This is a genomic window from Alkalibacillus haloalkaliphilus (assembly GCF_007991275.1).
Lineage (GTDB): Bacteria > Bacillota > Bacilli > Bacillales > Alkalibacillaceae > Alkalibacillus > Alkalibacillus haloalkaliphilus.
The window spans coordinates 15,476-38,966 of the sequence record NZ_BJYA01000025.1 but is presented as its reverse complement, the minus strand read 5'-3'; the positions used below and the strand labels follow the sequence as shown (position 1 = coordinate 38,966).

Annotated in this window: 28 protein-coding genes and 9 tRNA genes; 9 read left to right on the top strand and 28 right to left on the bottom strand. The window is 37.3% G+C overall.

The genetic code is table 11. The features are described from left to right. Nucleotides 1-78: 78 nt before the first annotated feature. From AHA02nite_RS14670 to AHA02nite_RS14625, 10 genes are all read right to left on the bottom strand, one after another. Nucleotides 79-156, bottom strand: a tRNA-Ile gene (locus AHA02nite_RS14670). 5 nt (nucleotides 157-161) lie between these two features. After that, nucleotides 162-235: transfer RNA gene (locus tag AHA02nite_RS14665), tRNA-Gly, on the bottom strand. Between the two features lie 28 nt (nucleotides 236-263). Beyond that, nucleotides 264-340: transfer RNA gene (locus tag AHA02nite_RS14660), tRNA-Arg, on the bottom strand. A gap of 63 nt (nucleotides 341-403) precedes the next feature. Continuing rightward, nucleotides 404-489 (bottom strand) — tRNA-Leu (locus AHA02nite_RS14655). Between the two features lie 114 nt (nucleotides 490-603). Further along, nucleotides 604-678, bottom strand: a tRNA-Gln gene (locus tag AHA02nite_RS14650). A gap of 9 nt (nucleotides 679-687) precedes the next feature. After that, nucleotides 688-764 (bottom strand) — tRNA-Asp (locus tag AHA02nite_RS14645). A gap of 3 nt (nucleotides 765-767) precedes the next feature. Beyond that, nucleotides 768-839, bottom strand: a tRNA-Glu gene (locus AHA02nite_RS14640). A gap of 12 nt (nucleotides 840-851) precedes the next feature. Then, nucleotides 852-942, bottom strand: a tRNA-Ser gene (locus AHA02nite_RS14635). 1 nt (nucleotide 943) lies between these two features. Continuing rightward, nucleotides 944-1,018, bottom strand: a tRNA-Asn gene (locus tag AHA02nite_RS14630). 343 nt (nucleotides 1,019-1,361) lie between these two features. Beyond that, entirely contained in the window at nucleotides 1,362-1,808 is a 447-nt protein-coding gene (locus AHA02nite_RS14625; RefSeq protein ID WP_146818589.1) for a SprT family protein, read from the bottom strand. 139 nt (nucleotides 1,809-1,947) lie between these two features. Here AHA02nite_RS14625 and cmpA point away from each other — a divergent pair, with 139 nt between their 5' ends. Further along, nucleotides 1,948-2,064: a cortex morphogenetic protein CmpA gene (gene cmpA, locus AHA02nite_RS14620; RefSeq protein WP_146818593.1), complete on the top strand. Its 117-nt coding sequence runs from the start codon at nucleotides 1,948-1,950 to the stop codon at nucleotides 2,062-2,064. Here the strand turns inward: cmpA and AHA02nite_RS14615 are convergent. The 14 genes from AHA02nite_RS14615 to acpS form a co-directional block, all read right to left on the bottom strand. After that, nucleotides 2,061-4,226, bottom strand: coding sequence for a Tex family protein (locus AHA02nite_RS14615; protein ID WP_146818588.1), 2,166 nt, complete (start codon nucleotides 4,224-4,226; stop codon nucleotides 2,061-2,063). The genes cmpA and AHA02nite_RS14615 overlap by 4 nt on opposite strands. A 117-nt stretch (nucleotides 4,227-4,343) precedes the next feature. Further along, a complete protein-coding gene (locus AHA02nite_RS14610; protein ID WP_246118877.1) occupies nucleotides 4,344-4,949 on the bottom strand; it encodes a SpoIIE family protein phosphatase in 606 nt (201 codons plus the stop codon). Next, complete coding sequence (sigB, locus tag AHA02nite_RS14605) at nucleotides 4,946-5,734, bottom strand: RNA polymerase sigma factor SigB (RefSeq protein ID WP_146818586.1); 789 nt, start codon at nucleotides 5,732-5,734, stop codon at nucleotides 4,946-4,948. Before sigB ends, AHA02nite_RS14610 begins: the two co-directional genes overlap by 4 nt. Continuing rightward, entirely contained in the window at nucleotides 5,706-6,185 is a 480-nt protein-coding gene (gene rsbW, locus AHA02nite_RS14600) for an anti-sigma B factor RsbW (RefSeq protein ID WP_146818583.1), read from the bottom strand. The genes sigB and rsbW overlap by 29 nt, the downstream gene beginning before the upstream one ends. Further along, nucleotides 6,182-6,511, bottom strand: a complete 330-nt coding sequence (locus AHA02nite_RS14595) for an STAS domain-containing protein (RefSeq protein WP_146818581.1) — start codon at nucleotides 6,509-6,511, stop codon at nucleotides 6,182-6,184. The genes rsbW and AHA02nite_RS14595 overlap by 4 nt, the downstream gene beginning before the upstream one ends. Before the next feature lie 56 nt (nucleotides 6,512-6,567). Then, nucleotides 6,568-7,590, bottom strand: coding sequence for a PP2C family protein-serine/threonine phosphatase (locus tag AHA02nite_RS14590; RefSeq protein WP_146818579.1), 1,023 nt, complete (start codon nucleotides 7,588-7,590; stop codon nucleotides 6,568-6,570). Nucleotides 7,591-7,602: 12 nt separating this feature from the next. Beyond that, complete coding sequence (locus AHA02nite_RS14585; RefSeq protein WP_146818577.1) at nucleotides 7,603-8,007, bottom strand: anti-sigma regulatory factor; 405 nt, start codon at nucleotides 8,005-8,007, stop codon at nucleotides 7,603-7,605. Further along, nucleotides 8,007-8,366, bottom strand: coding sequence for an STAS domain-containing protein (locus AHA02nite_RS14580; protein WP_146818575.1), 360 nt, complete (start codon nucleotides 8,364-8,366; stop codon nucleotides 8,007-8,009). Before AHA02nite_RS14580 ends, AHA02nite_RS14585 begins: the two co-directional genes overlap by 1 nt. A gap of 5 nt (nucleotides 8,367-8,371) precedes the next feature. Beyond that, nucleotides 8,372-9,238, bottom strand: a complete 867-nt coding sequence (locus AHA02nite_RS14575; protein ID WP_174758204.1) for an STAS domain-containing protein — start codon at nucleotides 9,236-9,238, stop codon at nucleotides 8,372-8,374. 233 nt (nucleotides 9,239-9,471) lie between these two features. After that, the gene (locus AHA02nite_RS14570; protein WP_017186894.1) at nucleotides 9,472-9,822 is read right to left on the bottom strand and encodes a type II toxin-antitoxin system PemK/MazF family toxin; all 351 of its coding nucleotides are present in this window, start codon (nucleotides 9,820-9,822) and stop codon (nucleotides 9,472-9,474) included. Between the two features lie 5 nt (nucleotides 9,823-9,827). Further along, nucleotides 9,828-10,109 (bottom strand): antitoxin, encoded by a 282-nt coding sequence (locus AHA02nite_RS14565; RefSeq protein WP_146818571.1) that lies wholly within the window; start codon nucleotides 10,107-10,109, stop codon nucleotides 9,828-9,830. A 118-nt stretch (nucleotides 10,110-10,227) separates the two neighbouring features. Then, nucleotides 10,228-11,343 (bottom strand): alanine racemase, encoded by a 1,116-nt coding sequence (alr, locus tag AHA02nite_RS14560; RefSeq protein ID WP_146818569.1) that lies wholly within the window; start codon nucleotides 11,341-11,343, stop codon nucleotides 10,228-10,230. 172 nt (nucleotides 11,344-11,515) lie between these two features. Then, entirely contained in the window at nucleotides 11,516-12,535 is a 1,020-nt protein-coding gene (locus AHA02nite_RS14555; protein ID WP_146818567.1) for a LolA family protein, read from the bottom strand. Nucleotides 12,536-12,685: 150 nt separating this feature from the next. After that, a complete protein-coding gene (gene acpS / locus AHA02nite_RS14550; protein ID WP_146818566.1) occupies nucleotides 12,686-13,048 on the bottom strand; it encodes a holo-ACP synthase in 363 nt (120 codons plus the stop codon). Nucleotides 13,049-13,134: 86 nt separating this feature from the next. On the opposite strand from acpS, the gene AHA02nite_RS14545 reads away from it, so the two are divergent. From AHA02nite_RS14545 to AHA02nite_RS14535, 3 genes are read left to right on the top strand one after another with little or no spacing between them, the layout of a single operon-like run. Continuing rightward, nucleotides 13,135-13,731 carry a rhomboid family intramembrane serine protease gene (locus tag AHA02nite_RS14545; RefSeq protein ID WP_146818564.1) on the top strand — a complete coding sequence of 199 codons (597 nt, stop codon included), beginning with the start codon at nucleotides 13,135-13,137 and terminating at the stop codon, nucleotides 13,729-13,731. 25 nt (nucleotides 13,732-13,756) lie between these two features. Then, a complete protein-coding gene (locus AHA02nite_RS14540; protein ID WP_146818562.1) occupies nucleotides 13,757-14,659 on the top strand; it encodes a DMT family transporter in 903 nt (300 codons plus the stop codon). 30 nt (nucleotides 14,660-14,689) lie between these two features. Beyond that, nucleotides 14,690-15,550 carry a DegV family protein gene (locus AHA02nite_RS14535; protein ID WP_146818560.1) on the top strand — a complete coding sequence of 287 codons (861 nt, stop codon included), beginning with the start codon at nucleotides 14,690-14,692 and terminating at the stop codon, nucleotides 15,548-15,550. A 25-nt stretch (nucleotides 15,551-15,575) separates the two neighbouring features. Here the strand turns inward: AHA02nite_RS14535 and AHA02nite_RS14530 are convergent, their stop codons facing one another. Continuing rightward, nucleotides 15,576-17,069 (bottom strand): MFS transporter, encoded by a 1,494-nt coding sequence (locus AHA02nite_RS14530; RefSeq protein ID WP_146818558.1) that lies wholly within the window; start codon nucleotides 17,067-17,069, stop codon nucleotides 15,576-15,578. A 356-nt stretch (nucleotides 17,070-17,425) separates the two neighbouring features. Between AHA02nite_RS14530 and AHA02nite_RS15195 the strand changes: the two genes are divergently transcribed. After that, nucleotides 17,426-17,674 (top strand): transposase, encoded by a 249-nt coding sequence (locus AHA02nite_RS15195; RefSeq protein WP_146818556.1) that lies wholly within the window; start codon nucleotides 17,426-17,428, stop codon nucleotides 17,672-17,674. Nucleotides 17,675-18,065: 391 nt separating this feature from the next. Here AHA02nite_RS15195 and AHA02nite_RS14515 read toward each other — a convergent pair whose 3' ends face one another. Continuing rightward, nucleotides 18,066-18,578: a YppG family protein gene (locus tag AHA02nite_RS14515; RefSeq protein WP_146818553.1), complete on the bottom strand. Its 513-nt coding sequence runs from the start codon at nucleotides 18,576-18,578 to the stop codon at nucleotides 18,066-18,068. Between the two features lie 88 nt (nucleotides 18,579-18,666). Then, the gene (locus AHA02nite_RS14510) at nucleotides 18,667-19,131 is read right to left on the bottom strand and encodes a MarR family winged helix-turn-helix transcriptional regulator (RefSeq protein ID WP_146818551.1); all 465 of its coding nucleotides are present in this window, start codon (nucleotides 19,129-19,131) and stop codon (nucleotides 18,667-18,669) included. A gap of 151 nt (nucleotides 19,132-19,282) precedes the next feature. Here AHA02nite_RS14510 and AHA02nite_RS14505 point away from each other — a divergent pair, with 151 nt between their 5' ends. Both AHA02nite_RS14505 and AHA02nite_RS14500 read left to right on the top strand, forming a co-directional pair. After that, the gene (locus tag AHA02nite_RS14505; RefSeq protein ID WP_146818550.1) at nucleotides 19,283-19,894 is read left to right on the top strand and encodes a class I SAM-dependent methyltransferase; all 612 of its coding nucleotides are present in this window, start codon (nucleotides 19,283-19,285) and stop codon (nucleotides 19,892-19,894) included. Between the two features lie 97 nt (nucleotides 19,895-19,991). Then, nucleotides 19,992-21,287 (top strand): globin-coupled sensor protein, encoded by a 1,296-nt coding sequence (locus AHA02nite_RS14500; protein ID WP_146818548.1) that lies wholly within the window; start codon nucleotides 19,992-19,994, stop codon nucleotides 21,285-21,287. Nucleotides 21,288-21,350: 63 nt separating this feature from the next. Here AHA02nite_RS14500 and AHA02nite_RS14495 read toward each other — a convergent pair whose 3' ends face one another. Beyond that, entirely contained in the window at nucleotides 21,351-21,698 is a 348-nt protein-coding gene (locus AHA02nite_RS14495) for an LIM domain-containing protein (protein WP_146818546.1), read from the bottom strand. Between the two features lie 91 nt (nucleotides 21,699-21,789). Here AHA02nite_RS14495 and AHA02nite_RS14490 point away from each other — a divergent pair, with 91 nt between their 5' ends. Together AHA02nite_RS14490 and AHA02nite_RS14485 are read left to right on the top strand one after the other, a co-directional pair. Further along, nucleotides 21,790-22,788: an LLM class flavin-dependent oxidoreductase gene (locus AHA02nite_RS14490; protein ID WP_146818544.1), complete on the top strand. Its 999-nt coding sequence runs from the start codon at nucleotides 21,790-21,792 to the stop codon at nucleotides 22,786-22,788. Between the two features lie 21 nt (nucleotides 22,789-22,809). Then, nucleotides 22,810-23,484: a VOC family protein gene (locus AHA02nite_RS14485; RefSeq protein WP_146818542.1), complete on the top strand. Its 675-nt coding sequence runs from the start codon at nucleotides 22,810-22,812 to the stop codon at nucleotides 23,482-23,484. Nucleotides 23,485-23,491: the final 7 nt, after the last annotated feature.

The window sequence follows — 23,491 nt, the reverse complement described above, 5'->3', positions numbered from 1 at the left end:
CTTCTTAGTCAATCACTAGAAGAAAACCGAATTGACGACAGGCTATTTTGTTTAGTTTTCAAGGTTCGAAGTTCTATATGGTGGGCCTGAGTGGACTTGAACCACCGACCTCACGCTTATCAGGCGTGCGCTCTAACCGAGCTGAGCTACAGGCCCATATATGGAGCGGGTGATGGGAATCGAACCCACAACATCAGCTTGGAAGGCTGAGGTTTTACCATTAAACTACACCCGCATTTTAATTTGGGATTATTCACTTATAATGGCGCGCCCGAGAGGAGTCGAACCCCTAGCCTCTTGATCCGTAGTCAAACGCTCTATCCAATTGAGCTACGGGCGCTAAATGCGACAAATTCTATATTAACAAATTCTCAATGAAGTTTCAAGTCTTTTTTGAAGTTTTTGGTGCGGCCGAGAGGATTTGAACCTCCACGGGGATCACCCCACTAGGCCCTCAACCTAGCGCGTCTGCCGTTCCGCCACGACCGCAAGTGATGATCCTAAGAGAGTCCAAAAGAACCTCTAGCACTCTCATTAACTTTCCAACATCTATTAAAAGACATAAAAAAAGACTTAAACACAATTATTTAATTTTAAATAAATTGGCTGGGCCATCAGGATTCGAACCTGAGAATCACGGGACCAAAACCCGTTGCCTTACCGCTTGGCTATGGCCCAAGAAAGTAATGGCGGTCCGGACGGGACTCGAACCCGCGACCTCCTGCGTGACAGGCAGGCATTCTAACCAACTGAACTACCGGACCGGATGACCCATAGGGGATTCGAACCCCTGTTACCGCCGTGAAAGGGCGGTGTCTTAACCACTTGACCAATGGGCCGTTTAATTAAAATGGCGGAGAAGGAGGGATTTGAACCCTCGCGCCGCTTACGCGACCTGCACCCTTAGCAGGGGTGTCCCTTCAGCCACTTGGGTACTTCTCCATGGCTCCAGCGGCAGGATTCGAACCTGCGACCAATTGGTTAACAGCCAACTGCTCTACCTCTGAGCTACGCTGGAATATAAAATGAACTTTTTCGTTTGTTAAGGTAATTGCTTACCCCAACGCTAGATAATTATAAGATGTTTTAAGTTCAATGTAAAGTGTTTTTAAGAGAAATTTATTAAGTTCATAAGGTGCCAAAAACGTAACTTCTAGTTTCATAATTACGTTTTAACGTTCTCTAAGTTGTTGCGACATAAAGTATAATATAACAACTTGTTTTTTATGTCAATTACTTAAAAGTAAATAATTTAACGTTTTGTTTATAAGCCGTGAAAGAACCACTCTCTTCGTTACGGCTTTTATAATTTACCATGTGATAAATAGAACAGTCAACACTAGTTTTGTATTTTTAGATCACTAATTGATTGTAACAATTTTCCCTTTACACTTACCGCATCGGTAACGAGATGTTTGGATCCTTCTTTTTCGATTAAACGTTAAACCACACTTTTCACATCTGTACAGATATGTTTCTTTACTCTTTTCAGAAGGAAGTCGTTCACAGTAGCGTGGAGAGCCTGTTTTCTGTAACAGCTCTTTAAACTCTTTGCTTCGATGGTTGTATGGTTTTCCTTCTATATGTAAGTGATAATGACACAACTCATGTTTAATAATGCCAATCAACTCATCTGTCCCTAACTCAAGTAAATACTTTGGGTTTATTTCTATTGTTTGCTTAGCAGGTATATACCTTCCTCCGGTTGTTCTTAGTCGTTTGTTAAAGCAAACATGATGGTTAAAAGGTTTATCAAAGTATTTTCTTGATAATTGGTCTGTTAACTGTTCTAACTCAAACTGTTCCATTTCTCTTCACCCACATTAAAATTGATATACCAAACACGAAAGGGGCGTTTGGTATATCAAGACTTCTTAATAAAATTCGGTAGCAAACAAGCTGTATATGCATATTATAATGACAAAACTTATTTTAAAGGTGATGTCTATGCCTAGCTGGTTACAAAATCAATTTTTAAAAGCTTATGCTTCTAAAGATATACAACAAATTAAGACGTTAAACCAATGTTGGTTCTTTTACTATAAAAAGTTGCTTAATGATTAGCTCGTTACTGGAATCATTGTTAAAGCAATGCGTTGTCTTTTAACGTCTACTTCATCAATCCACACTGTAACAATATCACCAACTGCAACTACATCTAATGGGTTTTTGACAAACCGGTTAGATAATTTGGAGATATGGACAAGGCCATCTTGTTTTACTCCAATATCAACAAAGGCACCGAAATCAACTACATTTCGTACTGTTCCTTGCAACTCCATACCTTGTTCTAAATCCTCCATAGACAATACGTTAGTCTTTAATAGAGGTTTAGGTAACTCGTCACGCGGGTCTCTATTTGGTTTCTTTAAGTCACTTACAATATCTTGTAGCGTTAATTTACCAACATCTAATCCATCCATTAATTGTTCAATAGACTTCTCGCCTAATTTTTGACGAACTTGCTCTGAACCAATGTCTGAAGTTGTAAGCTCTAACTGGTCCAATAAGTCTTTAGCTACTTGGTAACTTTCTGGGTGAATTGAGGTTCTGTCCAGTGGATTCTTTCCATCTAAAATCCTTAAGAAACCGATCGCTTGTTCATATGTTTTGTTACCAAGGCGTGGGACTTTTTTAATTTGTTTACGATCTGTAAACTTCCCATTCTCTTCACGATACTTAACGATATTGTTAGCTACCGTTTTGTTTAAACCGGAAATATACTGTAACAACGACGATGATGCTGTATTAACATTAACACCGACTTGGTTAACCGCTGTTTCAACAACAAAAGACAGTGAGTTGTTTAATTTCTTTTGGCTTACATCATGTTGGTATTGACCTACACCGATCGATTTAGGGTCAATTTTAACTAACTCGCTAAGTGGGTCTTGGACACGTCTAGCGATCGAGACAGCCGAGCGCTCTTCAACTTGTAGATCTGGGAATTCTTCTCTTGCTAATTTAGACGCAGAGTAAACACTAGCGCCTGCTTCATTGACGATTAAATAAGCGACATCAAGGTTATGTTTCTGAATTAAATCAGCAATAAATTGCTCTGTCTCACGTGAAGCCGTACCATTTCCAATTGCGATTAACTCAATCGGATAGTCATTTAGTGCTTTTAGAACTTTCTTTTCAGCACCCGCAACGTCCTTACGGGGCTCAGTTGGGTAAATAACATCTACTGACTTCATTTGGCCTGTCTCATCAACAATCGCCAGTTTACAACCTGTTCTAAAGGCAGGGTCTACTGCCAAAATCGTTTTACCTTTTAATGGCGGCTGAAGTAATAAGTTTCTCAAGTTTTTCGCAAAAATATCAATCGCATGCTCTTCTGCTTCTTCAGTTAAAGATGTGCGAATATCTCTTTCTATCGATGGCTGTATTAATCGTTTATAACTGTCTTCGATCGCCGCATTAATAATAGCTGCTTCTTCAGTTTCTCTATTTTTAATGACTGCTCGCTTAATGTAATCGATAATAGTATCAACAGGTGGTTCGATTGCCACTTTCAACACTTTTTCCTTTTCACCACGATTAACAGCAAGTACACGGTGAGAAGCCATACTTTTCACTGGTTCGCGATACTCATAATACATTTGGAAGATCTCTTTTTCATCTTCTGCGCCTTTTTTCAACTCTGTCGTGATGGCACCTTGTTTAAAAGTATACGAACGTATGTCATCACGGAATGCAGGTTCATCTGAGATCCATTCAGCGATAATATCATTAACCCCTTGTATTACCGCTTCAATATCAGCAAGTTCATGTTCCTCAGAAAGGTATTGCTCTGCTTCTTTCTCAACTTGAATGCCATCTTGCTTCCATACGAGCTGCGCTAACGGTTCCAAACCTTTTTCTTTCGCAATCGTCGCTCTTGTTCGACGCTTTTGCTTATATGGACGGTATAAGTCTTCTACACGCTGAAGTTGAGTAGCGCTTAAAATATCTTTCTTCAACTCATCGGTTAATTTATCTTGCTCATCAATTAACCGAATTACTTCTTCTTTTCGATTATGTAACTGTTGTTGGTAATCATAAGTTTCTTTGATCGATTGGATTTCTGTTTCATCCAACCCTTTCGTTTGTTCTTTACGATATCTTGCTATAAAAGGAACTGTGTTTCCCTCTTCAATCATTTGAATCACGGTTGTAATAATTGCAGGTTGAAAGTTCACTTGTTTAGATACTACTTGTACTAAATCATTTTGTAATTCTGCCAAAGCGTTTCCTCCTAATAAATCAATCTTACGTTAATATTGTAACAAAAAATCAAAAACAATGAATTTCTTGTTTCACAAATAAAAAATGAGAGCGACTAACTCGTCACCCTCATTAATTTACTTGCTATATTTCATAGCTATTAACGTTGTATCATCGTCCATATAATGTTCTTGTTGTAACGTAAACCATTGAATGGTTAAATCCATCGTTTGATGACTATAAAATTCTTTAGTTAATTTACGCTCGTTAACGCCGTCTGAAAACATAAAGAAAACAGCTCCATTTTGCAATTCACCATTATGGACTTTTACGGACTTCTTAACACCTGATAGGTAGCCTGGGACAGGAATGTTTCTTTTTTTCTTACCATAGTGGTCAACTGCAATTACACTAATGTTTCCAATTGATACATAGGAGTATGATTGATCACGATAATTAACGCGCAATATTCCTAATACACAACCGCGCAAATGGTGACCAACTAGAGCCTCGTTCGCTAAGTGTACTAACTCATCTAAAGGTTTAGTGTAGCCAGCTTTAATAACACCTATCACAGCATCTGCTGAGTCTTTAGCCACTTCACCGCTTCCTAAACCATCTGCCAAAGCACAAAGAAAACCATCATCAGTTTCGATATAAAAATAAGAGTCGCCGGAATGATAGTTGCCTTTTTTCGGTTTTTGAAAAGTAGCAACCTCCATGCGGTCTTTCTTATCAATCAAAATAAAACCTCCAGATCTTCTTCACCCAAGGAATCTCTTAACTTCCTTAATGCACGACGTTGTAATCTTGAAACGTGCATTTGGGATAAACCGAGGCGTTCGCCTGTTTCTTTCTGACTTAAGTTCTCAAAGTACGTACACTTCAAAATGTCTTGCTCTCGCTCACTTAGTAAAGGCATAATCTTTTCGATTAATAGCTTATAATCTGTTTGTTCATACCCTTCTTCACGGTCGCCGACTAAATCTAAGATCGTTACTGTACTACCATCTGCATCCGCTTCAATTTGACGATCAGCTGATAGAGCGTTATAACTTTGGCTCATTTCCATCGTTTCTAACACTTCTTCTTCTGAAGCACCTAAATAATCTGCTATTTCAGCCACAGACGGTGATCGTTGATTTTCTGTCGTTAATTCTTCAACTGCTGATTTAATCTTTGGCCCTAATTCCTTTATCCGACGAGGAACATGGACACTCCACGTTTTATCTCTAATAAAACGTTTAATCTCACCAATAATTGTCGGTACAGCAAAAGACTCAAAAGACTTGCCATACGAACCATCATATCGACGAATAGCAGCCATTAAACCTAGCATACCTACTTGGACTAAATCTTCATGAATCTCGCTGTTTTTAGAATACTTTTTTGCTAATGAATGAACCAAGTTTTCGTATTTATAAATAATCTTCTCTTGCGTTTCTTCACTTTCTGGGTGTTCACGTAAATAATCAATTAGTTCGTAAATATCTTCTCCACTATTGTGTTGTTGAGATTTGGTCGTCATTTTGCCCCACCTCATTTTCGTACAAAAACTTTGTCATTAGGACGATTACGCCATGGTTATTATTAATTTCAACTTTGTCCATTAGGGCATCGATTAAGAAGAGACCAAACCCTCCTTCTCTCATATCCTCAATTGACTCTTTTTCATCATACGGACCGATTTGTTCTTTCACTTCTTTCAGATCAAAGCTACCTCCACGGTCAGCAACCATAACTTCTAACCGATCTTCATATAACCCGAATCCAATCGTCACTTCACCGGGTCCTTCATCGAAATAAGCATGGTTTACTGCATTGGTAATAGCTTCAGAAGTTGCTACTTTTAAATCTTCTATTTCTTCATATGAAAAACCCATACGGTTAGCAACTCCAGAAATTGTTAACCGCAAAACACCAACGAATTCAGACTTTGCGGGTAGCTTCATCTCTACGAAATCAAATGCTTGCTTCATGACAATTCACCCTCAATTGTATTTTCAATATTGATGACTTCATTAAGACCTGTAATATTAAATAAACGATAAACGTTTTCTTGTAGGTTAATTAACTTAAAGTTGTGATCTTTTTCTTTTGATAGCTTTAAGGCACTAATAAAAACACCTAACCCAGTACTATCCATATAACTTACTTTTGTTAGATCAACTTCAACACTTTCTTTCTCCTCAACTAAAGTTAAAAGCTTCTCTTTTAATTGAGGTGCTGTATAGGCATCAATTTCACCTGATAGTTTTAATATGCCATATTTGTCTTCTTGATGATCTTCAACATGTAAGTTCATTTTGAATCCCCCATTCTAGTATATACTTTAAAGCATATACCCGCATATCCAAGTCGTTAAACACTTAGGCTAGAATTTCTTTTCATAACAACTAGTGTAAAGTCATCCCTTAGTTGAAAGTCTTGTAAGCGCTCAAAGTATTTAAATACGTGCTCAACAATTTCTTGTGAGTTTAAATGTTCATGTTCCTTAATTATATTTAACACTTCTTCTTGTTCTATGAAGCGCCCATCCACTCGACACTCTGTCACACCATCAGTAAGTAGCACGATTAAGTCTCCTTCATGAATGGAAGTGTTAAGTTGCTCATACTTAACGGCGCTTTCAACACCAAGCAACAAACCTTTTGCATCAATCTCTTCAAATTCTTTCGTCTCATTCCTTAAAATAAAACATGGTTCATGCCCAGCAGATGCATAGTAAAACTGGTGTGTATAGACATCATACAAACCATAAAACATTGTAACAAACATACCTTGTTCAACATTTCGACTAACGACACGGTTTAATGAGTCTAGGATCCATTGTGGGTAAATTTGGTTCTCTGAGAAACTTTCCATTGCAAATTTAATCATCGACATACAAAAAGCTGCAGGAATCCCTTTCCCAATTACATCTGCGACAGCAACCCCGACATTACCTTGTTCATCTTTAATAAAATGATGATAATCACCGTTCATCTCTTTAGCTGGTACAGACTTCACACCTATATCAATGGCATGTGTTTTAGGGACTGATGTTTTAAGTAACGTGTTTTGCATATTAGCTGCCACACCGATCTCAGACTTTAACTCGATTTGTTTTTCACGTAATACTTGATGCTCTTGATAGGCTAAGCCGTACGAAATCATCGTTTCGATTAAAAATTTAAAGGACCCTTCTATTTGTTCGTGAAGGTCCGGGTAGATCTCCTTCAAGGCTTGATAGTGAACATTTACTATTTCATCCGGAGAGATATTTTGTTGAATAGATTGCTTACTAAATTGTTCAGCTTGATAAAGAATTGCTTCATCTTTAGTCTCCAAGTATTTCGATAGTAAGTCTTTATAATCTTGCATATCTGATTGTAACGAACTCAATTAGTACCCCTCCTATGGCCGGGCCCACTTGATGGCGGTCACTTTGGTGCCTTCTTCGTCTGATACTAAATCAAATTCATCCATCAGCCTTTTAACACCTGGTAAACCAGCACCTAAACCACCAGAAGTGGAGTAACCATCTTGCATTACAGCGCTTAGGTCATTAATGCCTGGACCTTTGTCTCTCGCAACTATTTTAAGACCTACTTTAGGTAAGTCATACAACTCTTCAAAGGAAATTTCTCCTTCTTTTGCATACAAGTATATATTGCGGGCCAACTCTGATATAGCAGTAGCAATTCTAGCTTGGTCTACAGAACCAAAGCCAAGTTCTTGAGAGAGTTGCCTTCCCGCTTGTCGCGCACCAACAATATCCCATTCTTTTTTAATAACAACAGAGGATACCGTTTCTTTCATCACTTCTCCTCCAATTCTTGTCTTAACTTAATAATACCTTGCTCTAGATCTAATGCAGTTGGTACCTCCTTTAAATAAATACCGAGTTCAATCAATGTCATCGAAACTGCTGGTTGTATACCAGTGAATACTACCTTTGCTCCCATTAAATCAGCCATTGATACTACATCTCCAAATACTTTAGCAATAAATGAATCGACAACCTCAACTGATGTTAAATCAATAACAACTCCAGTTGCTCCTGTTTCATGAATTTTACTTAGTAAGTCTTCTTGAAATTGCATCGCTGTTTGGTCATCTAACTCTATTTGAATTGAAACTAATAAATAATTATGCAACTTTAAAATTGGTACACGCACGTTCATTACTCCTTCCCAATCGCATCTAAGATTTCTTCAACGTCTTCTTTCTTATCATCGTTTGATACAATTTGCTTATCTGTAATTTCTAAAGCAGTTTCAAAACCTTTCTTAAGTGAGCTCTTAGTAGGGAACTGACTTAAGTCGATTCCTAAGTTAACGATCGTCTGGGCGATTTCTGGACGAATACCAACTAAAATACACGTTGCACCTAGCAATCTAACCGCTTCTGCAGCTTGTATAATGTGATGCGCGACCATTGTATCAACGACAGGGACACCTGTAATATCTATTAAGACAACGTCCGTACGGTTTTTAACGACACCGCTAAGCAAGTTTTCCATAATTAGTTTGGCACGGTCTGTATCAATCGTTCCAACTAATGGCATAACTGTTATTTCATCCATCACTGGAATTAACGGTGCTGACAACTCTTCTAAGGCTAACTTTTGTAAAGAAATAATGTTATTCCAATTTGCTGAGTATTGATTCATAAGCCTCGTTTTTAACGGATCGATCCACTCGTTAATCCCGTCCATTACATATATAAATTCTTCTTTATTTTCCGTTCCTTGTTGGTCTAGAACAAACTTAATACTTTCCGTTCGAAAAATTTGTAGTCCTTCAGTAATATAGCCAAACGGCCACCCAAGGTTAACCACTTTCTCAGCGAAATCATCTAAGTTTTCTAAGTTCGCTCCGCCTTCTTTCAAGCTGGAAATGATAATGTCTGCGAACTCATGGTTCATTTGCTTAATCATATCATTTGATATTGTTGAGCTATAATCTTGTAACGAATGGTTCCCTTGTTTTTCAACCCACCTGCTAACAATCTCATCACTATTTTCTAATACAAGTTCTTTTAGGTTCATACGAATGACGTACCTCCATATTATTATGTTAACTACAATTTACCATTTAATTTGACTAATTTCTACTTAATTTGTCAGAAAACTTTACCATCTTATTCAAGATGGTTTTATTATAGTTTATATTGGGAAAAATATAAAGTATAGAGGAGCATATCCCCTTATTTAAGACGAAAAGACCACCTTTTATCAATATGTATTATACATACTCATAAAAGGTGGCCTCTTTATAATCACTATAAATCTAATAACCCAAGACTAATTTGTAACGCATCGTCTACTTGACCCATTAAGTATTCGTCTAGCGTTGTAATCTTATCAGTTAACCGTTGTTTGTCGATTGTCCGAATCTGTTCTAAAAGAATAACAGAGTCACGCTCAAATTCGTACTTTTCAGCATCAATTTCGACATGTGTCGGTAATTTTGCCTTTTGAATTTGAGCAGTAATAGCAGCAACGATTACTGTTGGGCTAAATCGGTTCCCTATATTATTTTGAATAATAAGAACTGGGCGAACACCGCCTTGTTCAGAGCCTACCACGGGGGTCAGGTCTGCGTAGTAGACGTCGCCTCGTTTAACGTACAAGTTAATTACACCCCACTCACTAAGCGCTCTAGAGTGGTTTCAGCCTCCTCTTCAGCTTGGAAAGCTTCAGATGCGATATCTAAGTTGATATTCCTCATTTCTACATAACCACGGCGCATCTTTTCTTTAATTTTACGTTTCTTTTCTTCTTTCACATAGCTATTAATAGCATGTAGAATGAGCTGCTGACGATCACTTACATCTTCCTCATTCTTAACCAACTCATCGCACTCATTCAGTAAAGACATCGGTAATTGAACAACTACCTCTTTCGAAGACTCTGACATCCTTACACCCCCAACATTTTACGAACAACAAATCTAAAAACATCATAACATCATTCGCTAAGTTTCGTAAAGGAAAATCTTTAGCAGAATATTATTGTGTCGCTATTTCTAGCGTTTGTTAATCAATATAGACCCTCGGAACTCGTTCATTAATCATACAAGGAATCTCATAATTAATCGTTTCAAGGTGAGTTGCGACATCATCTGTCGAAACGGTTTCCCCGCCTTCTTCACCTATGATTGTCACTTTCGTATCGACCGGTTTATGTTGATCTAACTTCACCATAAATTGATCCATACATATTCGACCTACAATAGGGTACTTCTTACCATCGATTAATACATGGAAGCCTTGCAATTTTCTAATCCAGCCGTCCCCATAACCTAAAGGGACTGTACCAATCCATTCATCTTCTTCAGCGGTATATGTTGCCCCATAGCTGATTGTATCACCTTTATTTATTTTCTTAACATGTGTTAATTGACTAATTAGTGAAAACGCTGGTTTTAACGGAATTCCTGTTTCACGTTTAACGAGATCAGAAGGGTATAAACCGTACATGCCAATACCAAACCTTACAGCATCATACATAGAGTTCGGAAATCGCATAGCGCCAGCAGAATTACCTAAGTGTACTTCTACCTTATTCGGAATATTGTCTTGTAGAAGTTTCAAAGACTCTTTGAAACGCTCAAACTGTTTTTCAAGATGAGCTTCGTTATTTTCATCTGCAGTTGCTAAATGTGAATAAACCCCTGTTACTACCATAGTTGTCGATTTTAGCTCTTTTAATACATCATACGCTTCATCTTTCGTTCTTATACCTAAACGATTCATTCCTGTATCAAATTTGAGATGAATATTTAACTTAGTTGTTAACTGTTTGGATGCTTCTACTAACCAATCTTTTTGGAACACTGTAACTGTTAAATTGTGATCAGCTGCTATTTGTGCATCGCTCGGGCGAATCCTCCCCAAAACGAGAATCGGAACATCTGGGAAACTTTCTCGTAATTGTAACGCTTCGTCTAGTAAAGCGACTGCTAGCTTGTTAGCACCCGCTTCTATTGCAGCTTCAGCTACTTGGATATCACCGTGACCGTATGCGTTTGCTTTAACAACTGCATACACTGACTTTGGTGATGGGTATATTTTCTTCATTTGCTTGACGTTATGTTTAATTGCATTTAAATCAACTTCTGCCCACGTATCTCGATAAAATTGTTTCACCATAACTTTGACCTTCTTTTTCCACTTTTTATTGAGCTTACATTATATTATCTATTTCTACCACAAGGCATGTCAAATATCCATTCGACTTGTTATTTACTTATTTGACGCAAACAGAAAATGCCCAAAGATTACTTTGGGCACCTAATGAACACTATTTGAATGTTACTTTTCCTTATTTCATCATTTGAGATTCTACTGATTGTGCGATCTGAACCATTTCATTAACAGTTAACGATTCACTCGCTAGTACAAAGCGCATTCCATCTAACTCCCACTCTAACGAATTGTTCGTTAAGTGACCTACAGCAAAGCCTAAGTCAACCATGTCACCGCCTGCATGGACTGGAACCATTAAGCTTGTAGGGTAAGAGTCGAATTTCTCTTGCACGAGGGTAAATGGCTTTTCACCTTCATATGATAAGATGACCCGCTCGCCATCTTCAAAGTCTACTACCTCTTCGCTAGAAGCCTCTACACCTTCAGGTACAAATGATGGGAAATACACTTCCATATCGCGATCTTCCAACTCAGTCATTGTTGGTACGCTCACTGCACCTTCAGCTAAGTTTTGCTCAGTATCAAACTCTTCGTCACTAATCTCTACATCAAATTCAAAAGAAGTGAAATCTACCTCAACGATCGTCTCACCGTTGTGGTCTTGAACTCTAACTAACGCCGGGTCATAGGATCCTTTGTGGAAGTAAACTTCCTGGAAAGGTAACTGCTGATTACCTTTATAGTTTGTCTTCACTTTAAAGACATAATAGTTATCAGTCATTTGGAACTCTCGTTCACTATCGCTGATAATGTCACTGACAAGCGAGGTGTATAAGTACGGTTGGCTATGTTGTTTCGGCCAGTCATTTTGGAATTTGTAACTCTTATTGATCGAAGGAGTTAAAACAAATACACCTTCATCGTTACGCAAAATGACTTGATTACCTTGTTCATCAGCCATGTTATTCATAACAACTTTGAAATAATCTTCTTTTTTGTGCCAAACATCAATTTGATATTGTTGTGATTCTTCCCCAGTTGTCATTGTCATCTCTGCAGAAGCTTTGAAACTCGACATGTCAGCTACTTGGTCATCAAGTGATTGTAGAACGTCGTCTACAGTCTCTTCTCCACATGCAGTTAAGAGAACAGCGGTTAACATAATGGATAAGAAGAGAAATAATTTTCTTTTCATTTGGACAACTCCTTCGTCTCAATTTTCATTGCTTGTTCACTTTTTGAACAAACGATCTATTCGGTTGCGGTGACAATGTGCACATCGGACCCTTTTTGTTACCCGCAATACACTATATGAGACAAGGAGTATGAATATGCAGACTAGCTATCAAACTTGTTCAATTATTACTTGAGCTATGGCATAAGCTTCACTATGGGAAATTGAAATGTGTGTCCCTAACTGTTTCTCTCCATTTAACTTAACGTGTGGCTGTCCTTTTTCATTCGATAAAACTTCAATAGATTGAAAAGATAACTCTTCACCGATACCACAGCCAACCGCTTTACTATAAGCCTCTTTGGCAGCGTATCGACCAGCTAAAAACTCCATCTTCCTTCGCTCATTTTGATAATTATAATACTTATGTAACTCATGTTCAGTTAATACTCTTTTAGGAAATCGTGGTTGTCTCTCTACTAACTGTTTGATTCGATCAAATTCTGTAATATCGATTCCAGTCCCTGTAATCATGTTATGCCCTTCTTTCTTATTGCAAGTTTTCGCAAAGATTAGTATTCTTAAAGGAAATATGTACATTATAAGTGAGGCGTTTAATTATGTTTTTTATACGCACAGAAAGCTTTAAAGAATACTTACGTTTTTACCCTGTTATTTCAACGATTGCCGTTATACATATCATCATATTTTTACTCGTTAACATTTCAACAGAGCTTCGTGACCTATTAAGTGGTTGGAATTTTGCTATTATTTACTTTGATCAATATTGGCGTTTAATTTCATCGATTTTCGTTCATGTTGAACCAACGCACTTATTATTTAATACGTTTAGTTTAATTTTATTTGGCCCTGCATTAGAAGCGATGCTTGGACGGTTTAAATTTATTTTAGCATATTTAGGCGCGGGAATAATTGCGAACTTCGCAACGTTATTTTTAGCATCTCTTGCAACAGCAAACATTGGTGCTTCTGGTGCCATTTTCGGTTTATTCGGTATATATTTATACTTACTGTTCATGAAACCTGAACTAATAGATTCAAATAGTAGGCAAATCATAATCATTATTGTTATTGTAGGATTATTCCTTACATTCAGACCTAACATTAATATTTTCGGTCACATTTTCGGCCTAATTGGTGGCCTTGCACTAGGACCTATTCTATTTGCGAGATATAAAGGGAAAACTCGAATATAAGAGTAGGAGGGTTAGGAGTGACAGTATGAACAATAAACAACTTGCACCATATATAGCAATTGCCATTGGCGTTGTAGCCGTATCTACTTCAGCGATATTCGTTCGTTTAGCTGATGCTCCTTCATCGATGATCGCTAATTATCGTTTATTATTAGCCGTATTGATCATGCTTCCTTTAATACTTTGGAAACATACAGGCGAGTTTAAACATATATCGCGACGTGACTGGTGGTTTTCCGCTGCTGCTGGTGTATTTTTAGCATTACATTTCATCTTATGGTTCGAATCACTTAACCATACATCAGTCGCAAGTTCAGTTGTGTTAGTCACAACCCAACCTATATTTGCTTTTATAGGTACATACTTATTTTTTAAAGAACGATTTACGAGCGGAGCTGTTTTAAGTATGATCATCGCCTTTACTGGTAGCGTCATCATTAGTTGGGGCGATTTTCAGATTAGCGGAATGGCTCTAGTCGGAAACTTTTTAGCATTAATGGGTGCAATAGCCATTACCGGTTATTTCTTATTTGGACAAAATGTACGAAAACGTGTTTCACTAATGACATATACTTTTGTTGTATATGGCGTTAGTTCCATCACGTTAATCTTATATAATATTGTCTTAGGAACATCTTTTACAGGTTACACAGGAGAAACTTGGATGTACTTTTTAGCGTTAGCTATCATTCCAACCTTCTTTGGCCATACATTATTTAACTGGGCAATTAAGTGGGTAAGTGCATCAACAATTACAATGGGCGTTTTATTTGAACCAATAGGCGCTTCCATTATGGCTTACTTTATTCTAGGAGAGCTTGTTACTTGGTCTCAGTTTTTAGGAGGATCAATTGTTATTATTGGTCTAATGTTATTCATTATTAGTACATCAAAAAAGAGGAAAATCAAAGTTATTAACGAAACATAATTTATAAAATAATTTTATAGAGGTGATGGTATGGGTATTCAATTTATGGTGGATGGTGGAGCAGATTTACCACAAGGGTTTGCAGAGAAGTTTAACATTAAAGAAATTCCTTTGAACATTCATTTTGATGATGGTGTGTACAAAGCTGGAGTCGAACTAACAACAGATCAGTATTACGAGAAGTTTAATGCGATGGAAGACATTCCTAAAACTTCCGCTCCAAGTCCAAATGATTTCTATGAAGCATTTAAAGAAGTAGATGCTAACACACCTATTTTACTTCTTTCTTTAACTAAAAACTTAAGCGCAACTTATCAAAATGCAGTCATTGGAAGAGACATGATTTTAGATGAAGAGCCAGACCGCGAAATAGAAATCATTAATACGAAAACCGCTTCATGTGGTGTTACTCTATTACTCAATGAAGCTATTAAAATGAAGGTTAAAAGTGTAGATTTTCATGAAATTGTTAACCAAACAAAGCAAAACGTTGAGAAGACCGTTACACTGTTCTCTTTAAAAACTGTTGAAAACTTAATTAAAGGCGGTCGTCTTGATAAGTTCCGCGGTACGATTGCTAAAACGTTAAACATTAAATTGTTAATGAAAGCTTCAGATGAAGGGGAAATTGAGGTCACTGAAAAGATACGCGGAGAAAAGAAAGCATTACGCCGCTTAATTGAACAGATTGGTGAATATTCAAAAACACTTGAAGGTAAAACAATTGTTATGTCGCAAGGAAATTGTGAAAGTAGAGCTCAAAAATTAATGAGTCAAATTAAAGAGCAGTATAATCAAGATGAAGATTACACTGTCGAAATGGGACCTTTAGTTGCTAATTACGCTGGTGAAGGCGGCATAGTTATTTCATTTTTAGAAGATGATCAATAAAACGGTAAGGAGCTAAACAAGCTCCTTACCGTTTTTTCTGTTCATTATAATTCGGTGCCGGTGATATAAATGCAAATATGGCAGCTATTAAAGGCAGTAGTAATGACAGTAATAAAATCTCTGAATATCCACCTAACCTATCATAGAAAAAACCAAACGGTAACGGACCTAATGCTGATCCAACTACCATGACAGACTGTGCGATACTTTTAATACTCCCTAAATGCTGTCTTCCAAAATAATTAGGCCATACGATATTGAGCGTAATTCGTTCAAACCCGTGCGCAATGCCCCAGATGACACCATATATAATAAATGCAGTCGCACTTTGTGTTTGCCACAACCAAATAATTGCAACAATATGAATAACAAACGTAATTGAGAGCACGTAATGAACTTTTATTTTGTCTACTAAATATCCAGATATAAACGTAACAGGAAAACCGATGATTGCCATTAAAGATAAAACAATCGCAGCAACTTCAGGTGTTAACCCTTTTCCTTCTGAAATCGATACAAGGTGGAACGTAATTCCTGTATTCGTTAATGCTGGTACACTGACACAAAATAAAATCATCCAAAATGCGCGTGTTTTTGCCGCTTCTTTTAACGTCCAACTAACTTCATCATCGTACTCTTCTTTTTGTTCTTCCTCCCCCACTCGCTCTTTTGTGTGTGAAGGTTGATGAATGTAGCGATTTCTAATTAGTACCATGACACCAATGAAAGATGCTGTAAATATTAAAATACGCCAAAACATAGAAGGAAACCAAGTGAATAATTCATGTAAATACTGATCGATCGTTGGAATCATAGTGACTAAAACTAGTGCTGAAAGACTTGCTGTTACAAACAGAGGAATCCTCGATGGACCTTTTGAACGAACAGGCTTTATTTGTCCATCAATTACTTCGCCTATATCTTCAGGTTTATTACGGACAATTAATATTGCCAATGGTACAAAGATGAAAGCTAAAGCTCCACTCCAAATTAACCAAACTGTTCGCCAGTCAAACATTTGGATCATGTATGTATTTAGTGGAGGAATTAATGCAGCACCTACAAAGCCTCCAATCGCCATAACACTTAATGCTCGTCCACGCTTCCTCATAAACCACTGTGGCACTAATGTATTCGGTAATAATGTCATTGAACCTTGACCGAATAAACGTAACATGAAAAAACCTAAAAACATCATAACCGGACCAACTATGAAGGCATTCCATAAAGCTGCGAAAGCTAAAGAAAGTCCAATTATAACCATCATAAGTCGTTGTCCATATAGATCAGTTAACTTACCAATTGTAAATAATAAAAATCCAGCACATAATGTAGCCGCTGAATATAACCCCGAAACAAGCGTTCTCGAGTAGTCAAAGTCTGCTATGTAATACTCAATAAAAATCGAAATAGCAAATGTTTGTCCAGGTCCAGAGAAAAATACACTTAAAGCCGATACAAATACGACCAACCAACCGTAATAAAAAGGTGTATTAATGACCTTTTCCTTTTGCAACATGAAATTCCTACCTTCATAAAAATTCGAAACCCTAACTATTTTAACATATTGCACTAGCAAATTATGAGACTGTTTTATATTTTTTAAATATTGGTGAAGTGGACAATAAAAAATAGGCTCTAAGATATTTGTTAGATGTACAAAATCTCACAAAAAAGTTGGGTACCTTTTACCGGAACCGTTGGTTTTAGGTGATCCGCTCTCGGTGGACGCTTTCCGCGGGCACGGCTCGAGCCTCCTCGGCCCAAAATGCGGGGCCTGTGGGGTCTCGAGACTCGTGCTGTTCCCGCTGGAGTCGCCACCTTCGCTCCTCACCTGATACCAACTCTGTGCTTTAACCAAGAATATAAAAAAGCATGCTAACTCCTTATTTGTTATCCTTGTTTCATACCACCATAACTCATGCAAATACCGTTAATCTTGTACGTTACATTTATTGGGCATTGGATTGTGTGCGACGTCTTGTTCAGAACATATTTGATGACTATGACCGTAAGAAGTGCAAGCATATGCGTAATGTTTTTATGAAACGAAGCCATACATTAACAATGAAGCAAACGTGGTATCTTCACCATTATTGTGATAAATCACAACTGCTTATATAGGTTTTACGATGCCGTCAAACAATCGAGATACTGAGTTTGAGCAAGCAATTAAGACGCTTCAAAGTTGGCACAAAAAAGGTTGGGACAAAAGGTTTGGAATGTTATGAAAACACGAACAATTAGACTTGTGGATTAATTGAACAGTCGCTTAGCGGAATCAAAATGCGTAGACTCCTGTGGGAGCAAAGGCCTGGGTGAGACCCCACAGTGCGTAGCACGAGGAGGCTCACCAGCCGCCCACGGAAAGCGAAGCATTTTGATGGAGCGGGCCAAAAGTAAAAACCCGAACGAATTTATAAGTGATTTCGTTCGAGTTTTGTGTTTCTACAATTAGTTCTGTCTCAGCCTCTTTCAAATTAAGGCTCTAGGACTCTCATATCTTAATTTATAATTAAGATCCACGAACCATTGAGTTTAAAGTTTTTATTACTGGTGAAACTTGTTGGGTAATTTGAACAACTTGCCCTAACGTCTTAAACACTTTATCCAAATCGACTTCACCATTTTCATCTTGGAAATATTGCAATAACATTTGCTTCTGTGTTGGTGTCATCGCATGTTGACCAGGTATTTGAAACCCCTGATAATCATTCGGGTTCATAAATTGACTGTACATTGGGTTTTCTTGTTCATAAGGCATATTCATGTAACCTTCAAACCCTTGATCATTTTCATAATCTAGATAACTTTGATAACCTTGGTGAGTTTCGTAATCTGGGTAGCTTTGATAATCATGGTAAGATCCGTAATCTGGGTAGCTCTGATAATCTTGATAATTAGGATAAAACTGTTGATAATTTACTGGTATATCAACTGGCGTTTCATAACCGTATGGTGGATACTGGTAATATGGATCATATGGACCGGTAGCCCATGGATAAACACTAGACTCATATCGACACATTTAATACTTACCTCCCTCATCTTCCATATCAATGTGTATTATTTTATGAAACATAAGAGAGGTGTGTGTTTATCACGGTTTATTCAATTTAAATGTGTTTGTATTGTTCAGCTGAACGGCCGAGCTTTTTCACAAGATCAATCGCTTGTGACTTTTCTTCATCTGTCAAACCGTCCATAAACCGTTCAAGCTCTTCCCAGTGTTTTGGAAAAATCTCATTTAACAAATCTCGACCTTGATCCGTTATTTCTGCATAAGTTACACGACGGTCTTGAGGAGATGGAATTCGACTTAACAGCCCTTTTTTCTCTAAATTGTTGACGACATAAGTAATACTGCCACTCGTTAGTAAAATTCGTTCACCGATCTTTTGTAATGGTTGTTTACCACGATGGTACAACAGCTCCAACAAAGCGAACTCTGTCGGATTTAAACCGTACCTTGTCATATCCATCTGTGCTAAATCATTTAATGTTCTAGAAGCTTTCGATAATACGACAAACAATTTTAATGATGGGTCTTGTTTTCTTTTTTGGTATTCTGCTTCATTCACGACAATCATCCTCTTTCATGCTCTTGTATGGTAACGAACGATTTCAGCCTATCTTCAAGATACAATTATTATAGGCTGTTAGCAAACGACCGTCAAAAAGGTTTTAACTTATTTAAACATTTGGCATAATAGTTTTTTAGGAGGGAAATTAATGATTGAAGATACAGGTGAGCGCGTCATACCGAAAATGATGGACCCTATGAATCCATTATTGTTAGAACATATTGCACGCTATCAATTTGCATTACCCTACTTACATGGAAGAGTATTAGATTTATCTTGTGGATCAGGTTATGGCAGTCATATGATTATTAAAAGTCGGAAGCGTGAAGTCGAAGAAGTGGTCGGAATTGACCTTGATCCAAAGGTAATTAATTATGCCAAAGGTGAATATTATCACCCCAAAACACAGTTTATTGAAGCTAACGCCACTGATGCAACGTTAGTCGACCTTATCGGAACATTCGATGCCATCGTAAGTTTTGAAACGATCGAACACATTGCAGAAGAACAAGCTTTATTAAATAACTATTATCGCTTATTAAAACCCGGAGGCACATTAGTTGTCTCAACACCATTTGGACGTGGTCGTGGTCAACCTTGTGGCTCACCATTCCATGTTCACCAATTAACGGAACAAGAGTTTGAAGCACTATTTACAAGTTACAGCACGTCGCAATTTTACTATCAAAACGGTGTTTTAATAGAACCTAAGCGAGAAGGCATTCGTTACCCACTAGGCATTGCTGTTTGTACAAAATAGGTCGAAAAACATATTTATTAGTCGAAAATTCAATTTACTTTCTAAGATATTATTACTATACTAAGGACAAACGAACTAGTTCCTAGGAGTTGTTAAAATGTTTAAACTTCAAAAACAAGCAGAGTCTACTTTAGTAGTGGAATCATTTTTAGATGATGTCACTATTGATACGACCAATCAACCAGACCTTGAAAAGCAATTAAAAATGGTGAACCTAACCGAAGAAGACCTTGCAACATTAATGGCATTAAAACCGATTGTAACTGAGCACATCGAGGAGATCGTTGTTCAATTTTATGCCAACATTGAGCACGAACCTTCTTTAATGAAAATTATCCAACATAATAGCTCAGTTGAACGATTAAAACAAACACTGACTCGTCACATTCAAGAAATGTTTAATGGGGTAATTGATCACGAATTTGTTGACCAACGAAAGTATATCGCCTATGCCCACGTCAAGATCGGGCTAATGCCTAAGTGGTACTTATGTGCATTCCAAGATCTATTAAACTCGTTTCAGCAAATCTATTTTGACCACTTTAGCCATAAAGATGATATTTTCAAAGCGCTATCAGCAACGTCAAAAATCTTAAACATTGAACAGCAGCTCGTGTTAGAAACGTTTGAACAAGAAAATAAGCGTATACGTGAAGAGCAATATGAAAAACAGAATAACTTATTAAATGAAATCAATCGTATGTCAGATGAATTAGTGAAAATTTCTAATCAAACAGATCTTGCTATGAAACAATTACTTGAACATTCAAATGAAATTAGATCTTTCTCTAAAACAACTGTCGACACAGCTTCTACTGTTGAAAATCAATCAAACACAGGTAAAGCTGATTTAGATAACCAGCTACATAAGATGGCGGAAATTGAACAAGAAATGAATTCAATCTATAACGAAATGAATAAACTAGAAGAAGCATCTAGTAAAATTAATGAGATTTTAAACTTCATTACAGATGTCTCGGAACAAACGAATCTATTATCGTTAAATGCATCAATCGAAGCAGCCCGTGCTGGTGAGCTAGGACAAGGCTTTGCTGTTGTAGCTCAAGAGGTTAAGAAATTAGCTGATCAAACGAAAGGCTCGATTGAAAACATTACTGAGTTAATTAACACAACTAACGAACAGATTGATCAAGTATCAAAGGATGTTTCACAAACGACGACTTTAATTAAAGATGGCACTGAAAGCATGAAACGTACGAATACATTTTTTGATGATATTTTAACTAACACACATGAAAGTAAAGCGTTAAATGATGAAATGGAAGCAAAACTAGCGAATGTAAATGACATAGTCGAGCAGTTAAGTGAATCTTATGCTGAAGTTAATGAAGCAGCTGAAAGTCTATCGAACTTAGCTAAAGAACATGAGTAATAAACTAAATCCCTAGAACAGCATTATGTTCTAGGGATTTTTATTTAACTATATTTTATAAACTCAACTCTTACTTGGTAATCTTAGTTCAATGGCAATCCAACTAATAAAGCGATAGATTGGATAAATAAGCACAAGAACTAAAGCAATACCAGGTACTTCAATGAAAGTTAAAAACGCTACAAATAATAACAAGAAAATCACCGTCATAATGTTAGCATATCGGCCATTAAACGGCATTGCATCAAAGAACATTGACGCTCTTTCCTTCTTTTCTTCTACACGTTTTTTAAAGCATTTTTCATGAAACGGTCTGACAGTCATTTTAACGTTACCTGTCATTAAGTCATTTCGGTCAGTAATTTCTTTGTTACAACGATTACAAACTACAGCTTTTTTCCCCATGTTCATTTTCCCTCACTCTTATAGGCATATCAATTGAATTTTAAACGTAAATCTAAAACAATTATAATCATAACTTATTTACAAAAGGGTGTCGAATATGACTATACAATTAAGTGTGCTAGATCAATCTCCATTGTTAAAAAACGAAACACCAAAGCAAGCTCTACAACAAACAATTCAATTAGCTAAACACGTTGATCAATTAGGATATAAGCGTTTTTGGATGAGTGAACACCACAGCACAAAAAGCTTAGCTGGTTCAGCTCCCGAAATGTTAATCCCAGCCATTGCAGCGCAAACAGAACAGATTAAAGTTGGTACTGGTGGAGTACTACTCCCCCACTACAGTCCTTTTAAAGTAGCCGAACAGTTTCGTGTTTTAGAAGCTCTATACCCAAATCGTATTGATCTTGGTATAGGTCGCGCACCTGGTGGCATGCCTGGTGTTAATTATGCTCTAAATCGAGGGAAGTACCCAGATGTTAAAAACTATCCTCAACAAGCTTCATTACTGATCGATTACATATTAGGAAATGACCCAGAAGGCTATCTAGTCCAAGCAACACCAATGAGTGAAACAACTCCACCAGTTTGGATGCTAGGCTCAAGTGGTGCTAGTGCCCACGTAGCAGGTGAATTAGGTACGAGTTACACATTTGCCCAGTTCATCAATGGTGATGGTGGACCAGCAGCTGTTGAACGTTATTATCATAATTTCATCCCTTCCCCTTTGCAACAAGAGCCTGAGGCAAGTATTGCAGTTTTTGTTGTTGTTGGAGATACTGAAGAAGAAGCTGAATATTTAGCTTCAAGTTTAGATGTTGCTTTACTAATGGCTGATCAAGGACAAATTCGTGAGTACTTCCCAGAACCAGAAGAAGCTAGCAGACAAACCTTTAGCCACTTTGAACAACAGCGTATAATAGAAAATAGAAATAGAATGATTGTCGGCAGTGTCGAAAGTGTCAAACAACAACTCGAATATATGTCTAGACAGTTTCAAGTAAATGAAATAATCGTTAATACGATTGTTTCACCATTTGAGAAACGTCTCGAAGCTTATGAAAAGCTAGCTCAAGCTTTTCAATTAAAATAATATTATTAAAGGGGTGTTTTCATGGTTGCTTTTGACCACCTTGTTATCCATTCCTCTGATCCAAAACAACACCAAGAGATGTTTTCAAACTTTCATAACTTAGTCGGCGTTCCTGGTGGGCGGCATGAGCTTTGGGGGACGTATAATTACTTAGCTTTCATGAAGAATAATAGTTACATTGAATGGCTCGGTGTTGAGGATGAGTCTGTTGCCAATCAATCTGATAATCCACTTATCCGCCAAACGGCCAAAGCGAGACATAACAATATTGAAGGCCCGATCCAGTTTGCCTTACGTGTTAGTGATATCGATTATTACATTAATTACTTCAATGAAGAAGGGATTAAATACGAAGGACCGTTTCCAGGTAGTCGACGAAAAACTGACGGTTCGTTGCTAGAGTGGCGAATGCTATTTCCTAACCTTGAAGAGACTAATCAAACTTTACCATTTTTAATCGAGTGGAGCGGTGAAGGAAACATTCCAAATGACGTTGCGCTCATCAATCAAACACCTTTTTCAACGATTGAAGTTAACACTGAAGATGTGGAAACTTATAAAAGATTTTTAACGAATGACTTAAAATTGAAAGAGACTAGTGACAACATCTATCAATTAGAAAATGGCTTACTAAAAGTTCAACAAGGTGAAGGCTTAAAGGCAGAATTTGATCATATTACATTCCAACTAAAATAGAGGTATC

Coding starts and splice junctions, on each gene's coding strand:
- cmpA (WP_146818593.1), top strand. CDS start 1,948: ATGCCTAGCTGGTTACAAAATCAATTTTTAAAAGCTTATGCTTCTAAA.
- AHA02nite_RS14545 (WP_146818564.1), top strand. CDS start 13,135: ATGTTTTTTATACGCACAGAAAGCTTTAAAGAATACTTACGTTTTTAC.
- AHA02nite_RS14565 (WP_146818571.1), bottom strand. CDS start 10,109: ATGTCAGAGTCTTCGAAAGAGGTAGTTGTTCAATTACCGATGTCTTTA.
- AHA02nite_RS14505 (WP_146818550.1), top strand. CDS start 19,283: ATGATTGAAGATACAGGTGAGCGCGTCATACCGAAAATGATGGACCCT.
- AHA02nite_RS14485 (WP_146818542.1), top strand. CDS start 22,810: ATGGTTGCTTTTGACCACCTTGTTATCCATTCCTCTGATCCAAAACAA.
- AHA02nite_RS14515 (WP_146818553.1), bottom strand. CDS start 18,578: ATGTGTCGATATGAGTCTAGTGTTTATCCATGGGCTACCGGTCCATAT.
- AHA02nite_RS14535 (WP_146818560.1), top strand. CDS start 14,690: ATGGGTATTCAATTTATGGTGGATGGTGGAGCAGATTTACCACAAGGG.
- AHA02nite_RS14595 (WP_146818581.1), bottom strand. CDS start 6,511: ATGAACTTACATGTTGAAGATCATCAAGAAGACAAATATGGCATATTA.
- AHA02nite_RS14625 (WP_146818589.1), bottom strand. CDS start 1,808: ATGGAACAGTTTGAGTTAGAACAGTTAACAGACCAATTATCAAGAAAA.
- AHA02nite_RS15195 (WP_146818556.1), top strand. CDS start 17,426: ATGCTAACTCCTTATTTGTTATCCTTGTTTCATACCACCATAACTCAT.
- acpS (WP_146818566.1), bottom strand. CDS start 13,048: ATGATTACAGGGACTGGAATCGATATTACAGAATTTGATCGAATCAAA.
- alr (WP_146818569.1), bottom strand. CDS start 11,343: ATGGTGAAACAATTTTATCGAGATACGTGGGCAGAAGTTGATTTAAAT.
- AHA02nite_RS14530 (WP_146818558.1), bottom strand. CDS start 17,069: ATGTTGCAAAAGGAAAAGGTCATTAATACACCTTTTTATTACGGTTGG.
- AHA02nite_RS14555 (WP_146818567.1), bottom strand. CDS start 12,535: ATGAAAAGAAAATTATTTCTCTTCTTATCCATTATGTTAACCGCTGTT.
- AHA02nite_RS14540 (WP_146818562.1), top strand. CDS start 13,757: ATGAACAATAAACAACTTGCACCATATATAGCAATTGCCATTGGCGTT.
- rsbW (WP_146818583.1), bottom strand. CDS start 6,185: ATGAAGCAAGCATTTGATTTCGTAGAGATGAAGCTACCCGCAAAGTCT.
- AHA02nite_RS14490 (WP_146818544.1), top strand. CDS start 21,790: ATGACTATACAATTAAGTGTGCTAGATCAATCTCCATTGTTAAAAAAC.
- AHA02nite_RS14575 (WP_174758204.1), bottom strand. CDS start 9,238: ATGAACCTAAAAGAACTTGTATTAGAAAATAGTGATGAGATTGTTAGC.
- AHA02nite_RS14585 (WP_146818577.1), bottom strand. CDS start 8,007: ATGAAAGAAACGGTATCCTCTGTTGTTATTAAAAAAGAATGGGATATT.
- AHA02nite_RS14495 (WP_146818546.1), bottom strand. CDS start 21,698: ATGAACATGGGGAAAAAAGCTGTAGTTTGTAATCGTTGTAACAAAGAA.
- sigB (WP_146818586.1), bottom strand. CDS start 5,734: ATGACGACCAAATCTCAACAACACAATAGTGGAGAAGATATTTACGAA.
- AHA02nite_RS14500 (WP_146818548.1), top strand. CDS start 19,992: ATGTTTAAACTTCAAAAACAAGCAGAGTCTACTTTAGTAGTGGAATCA.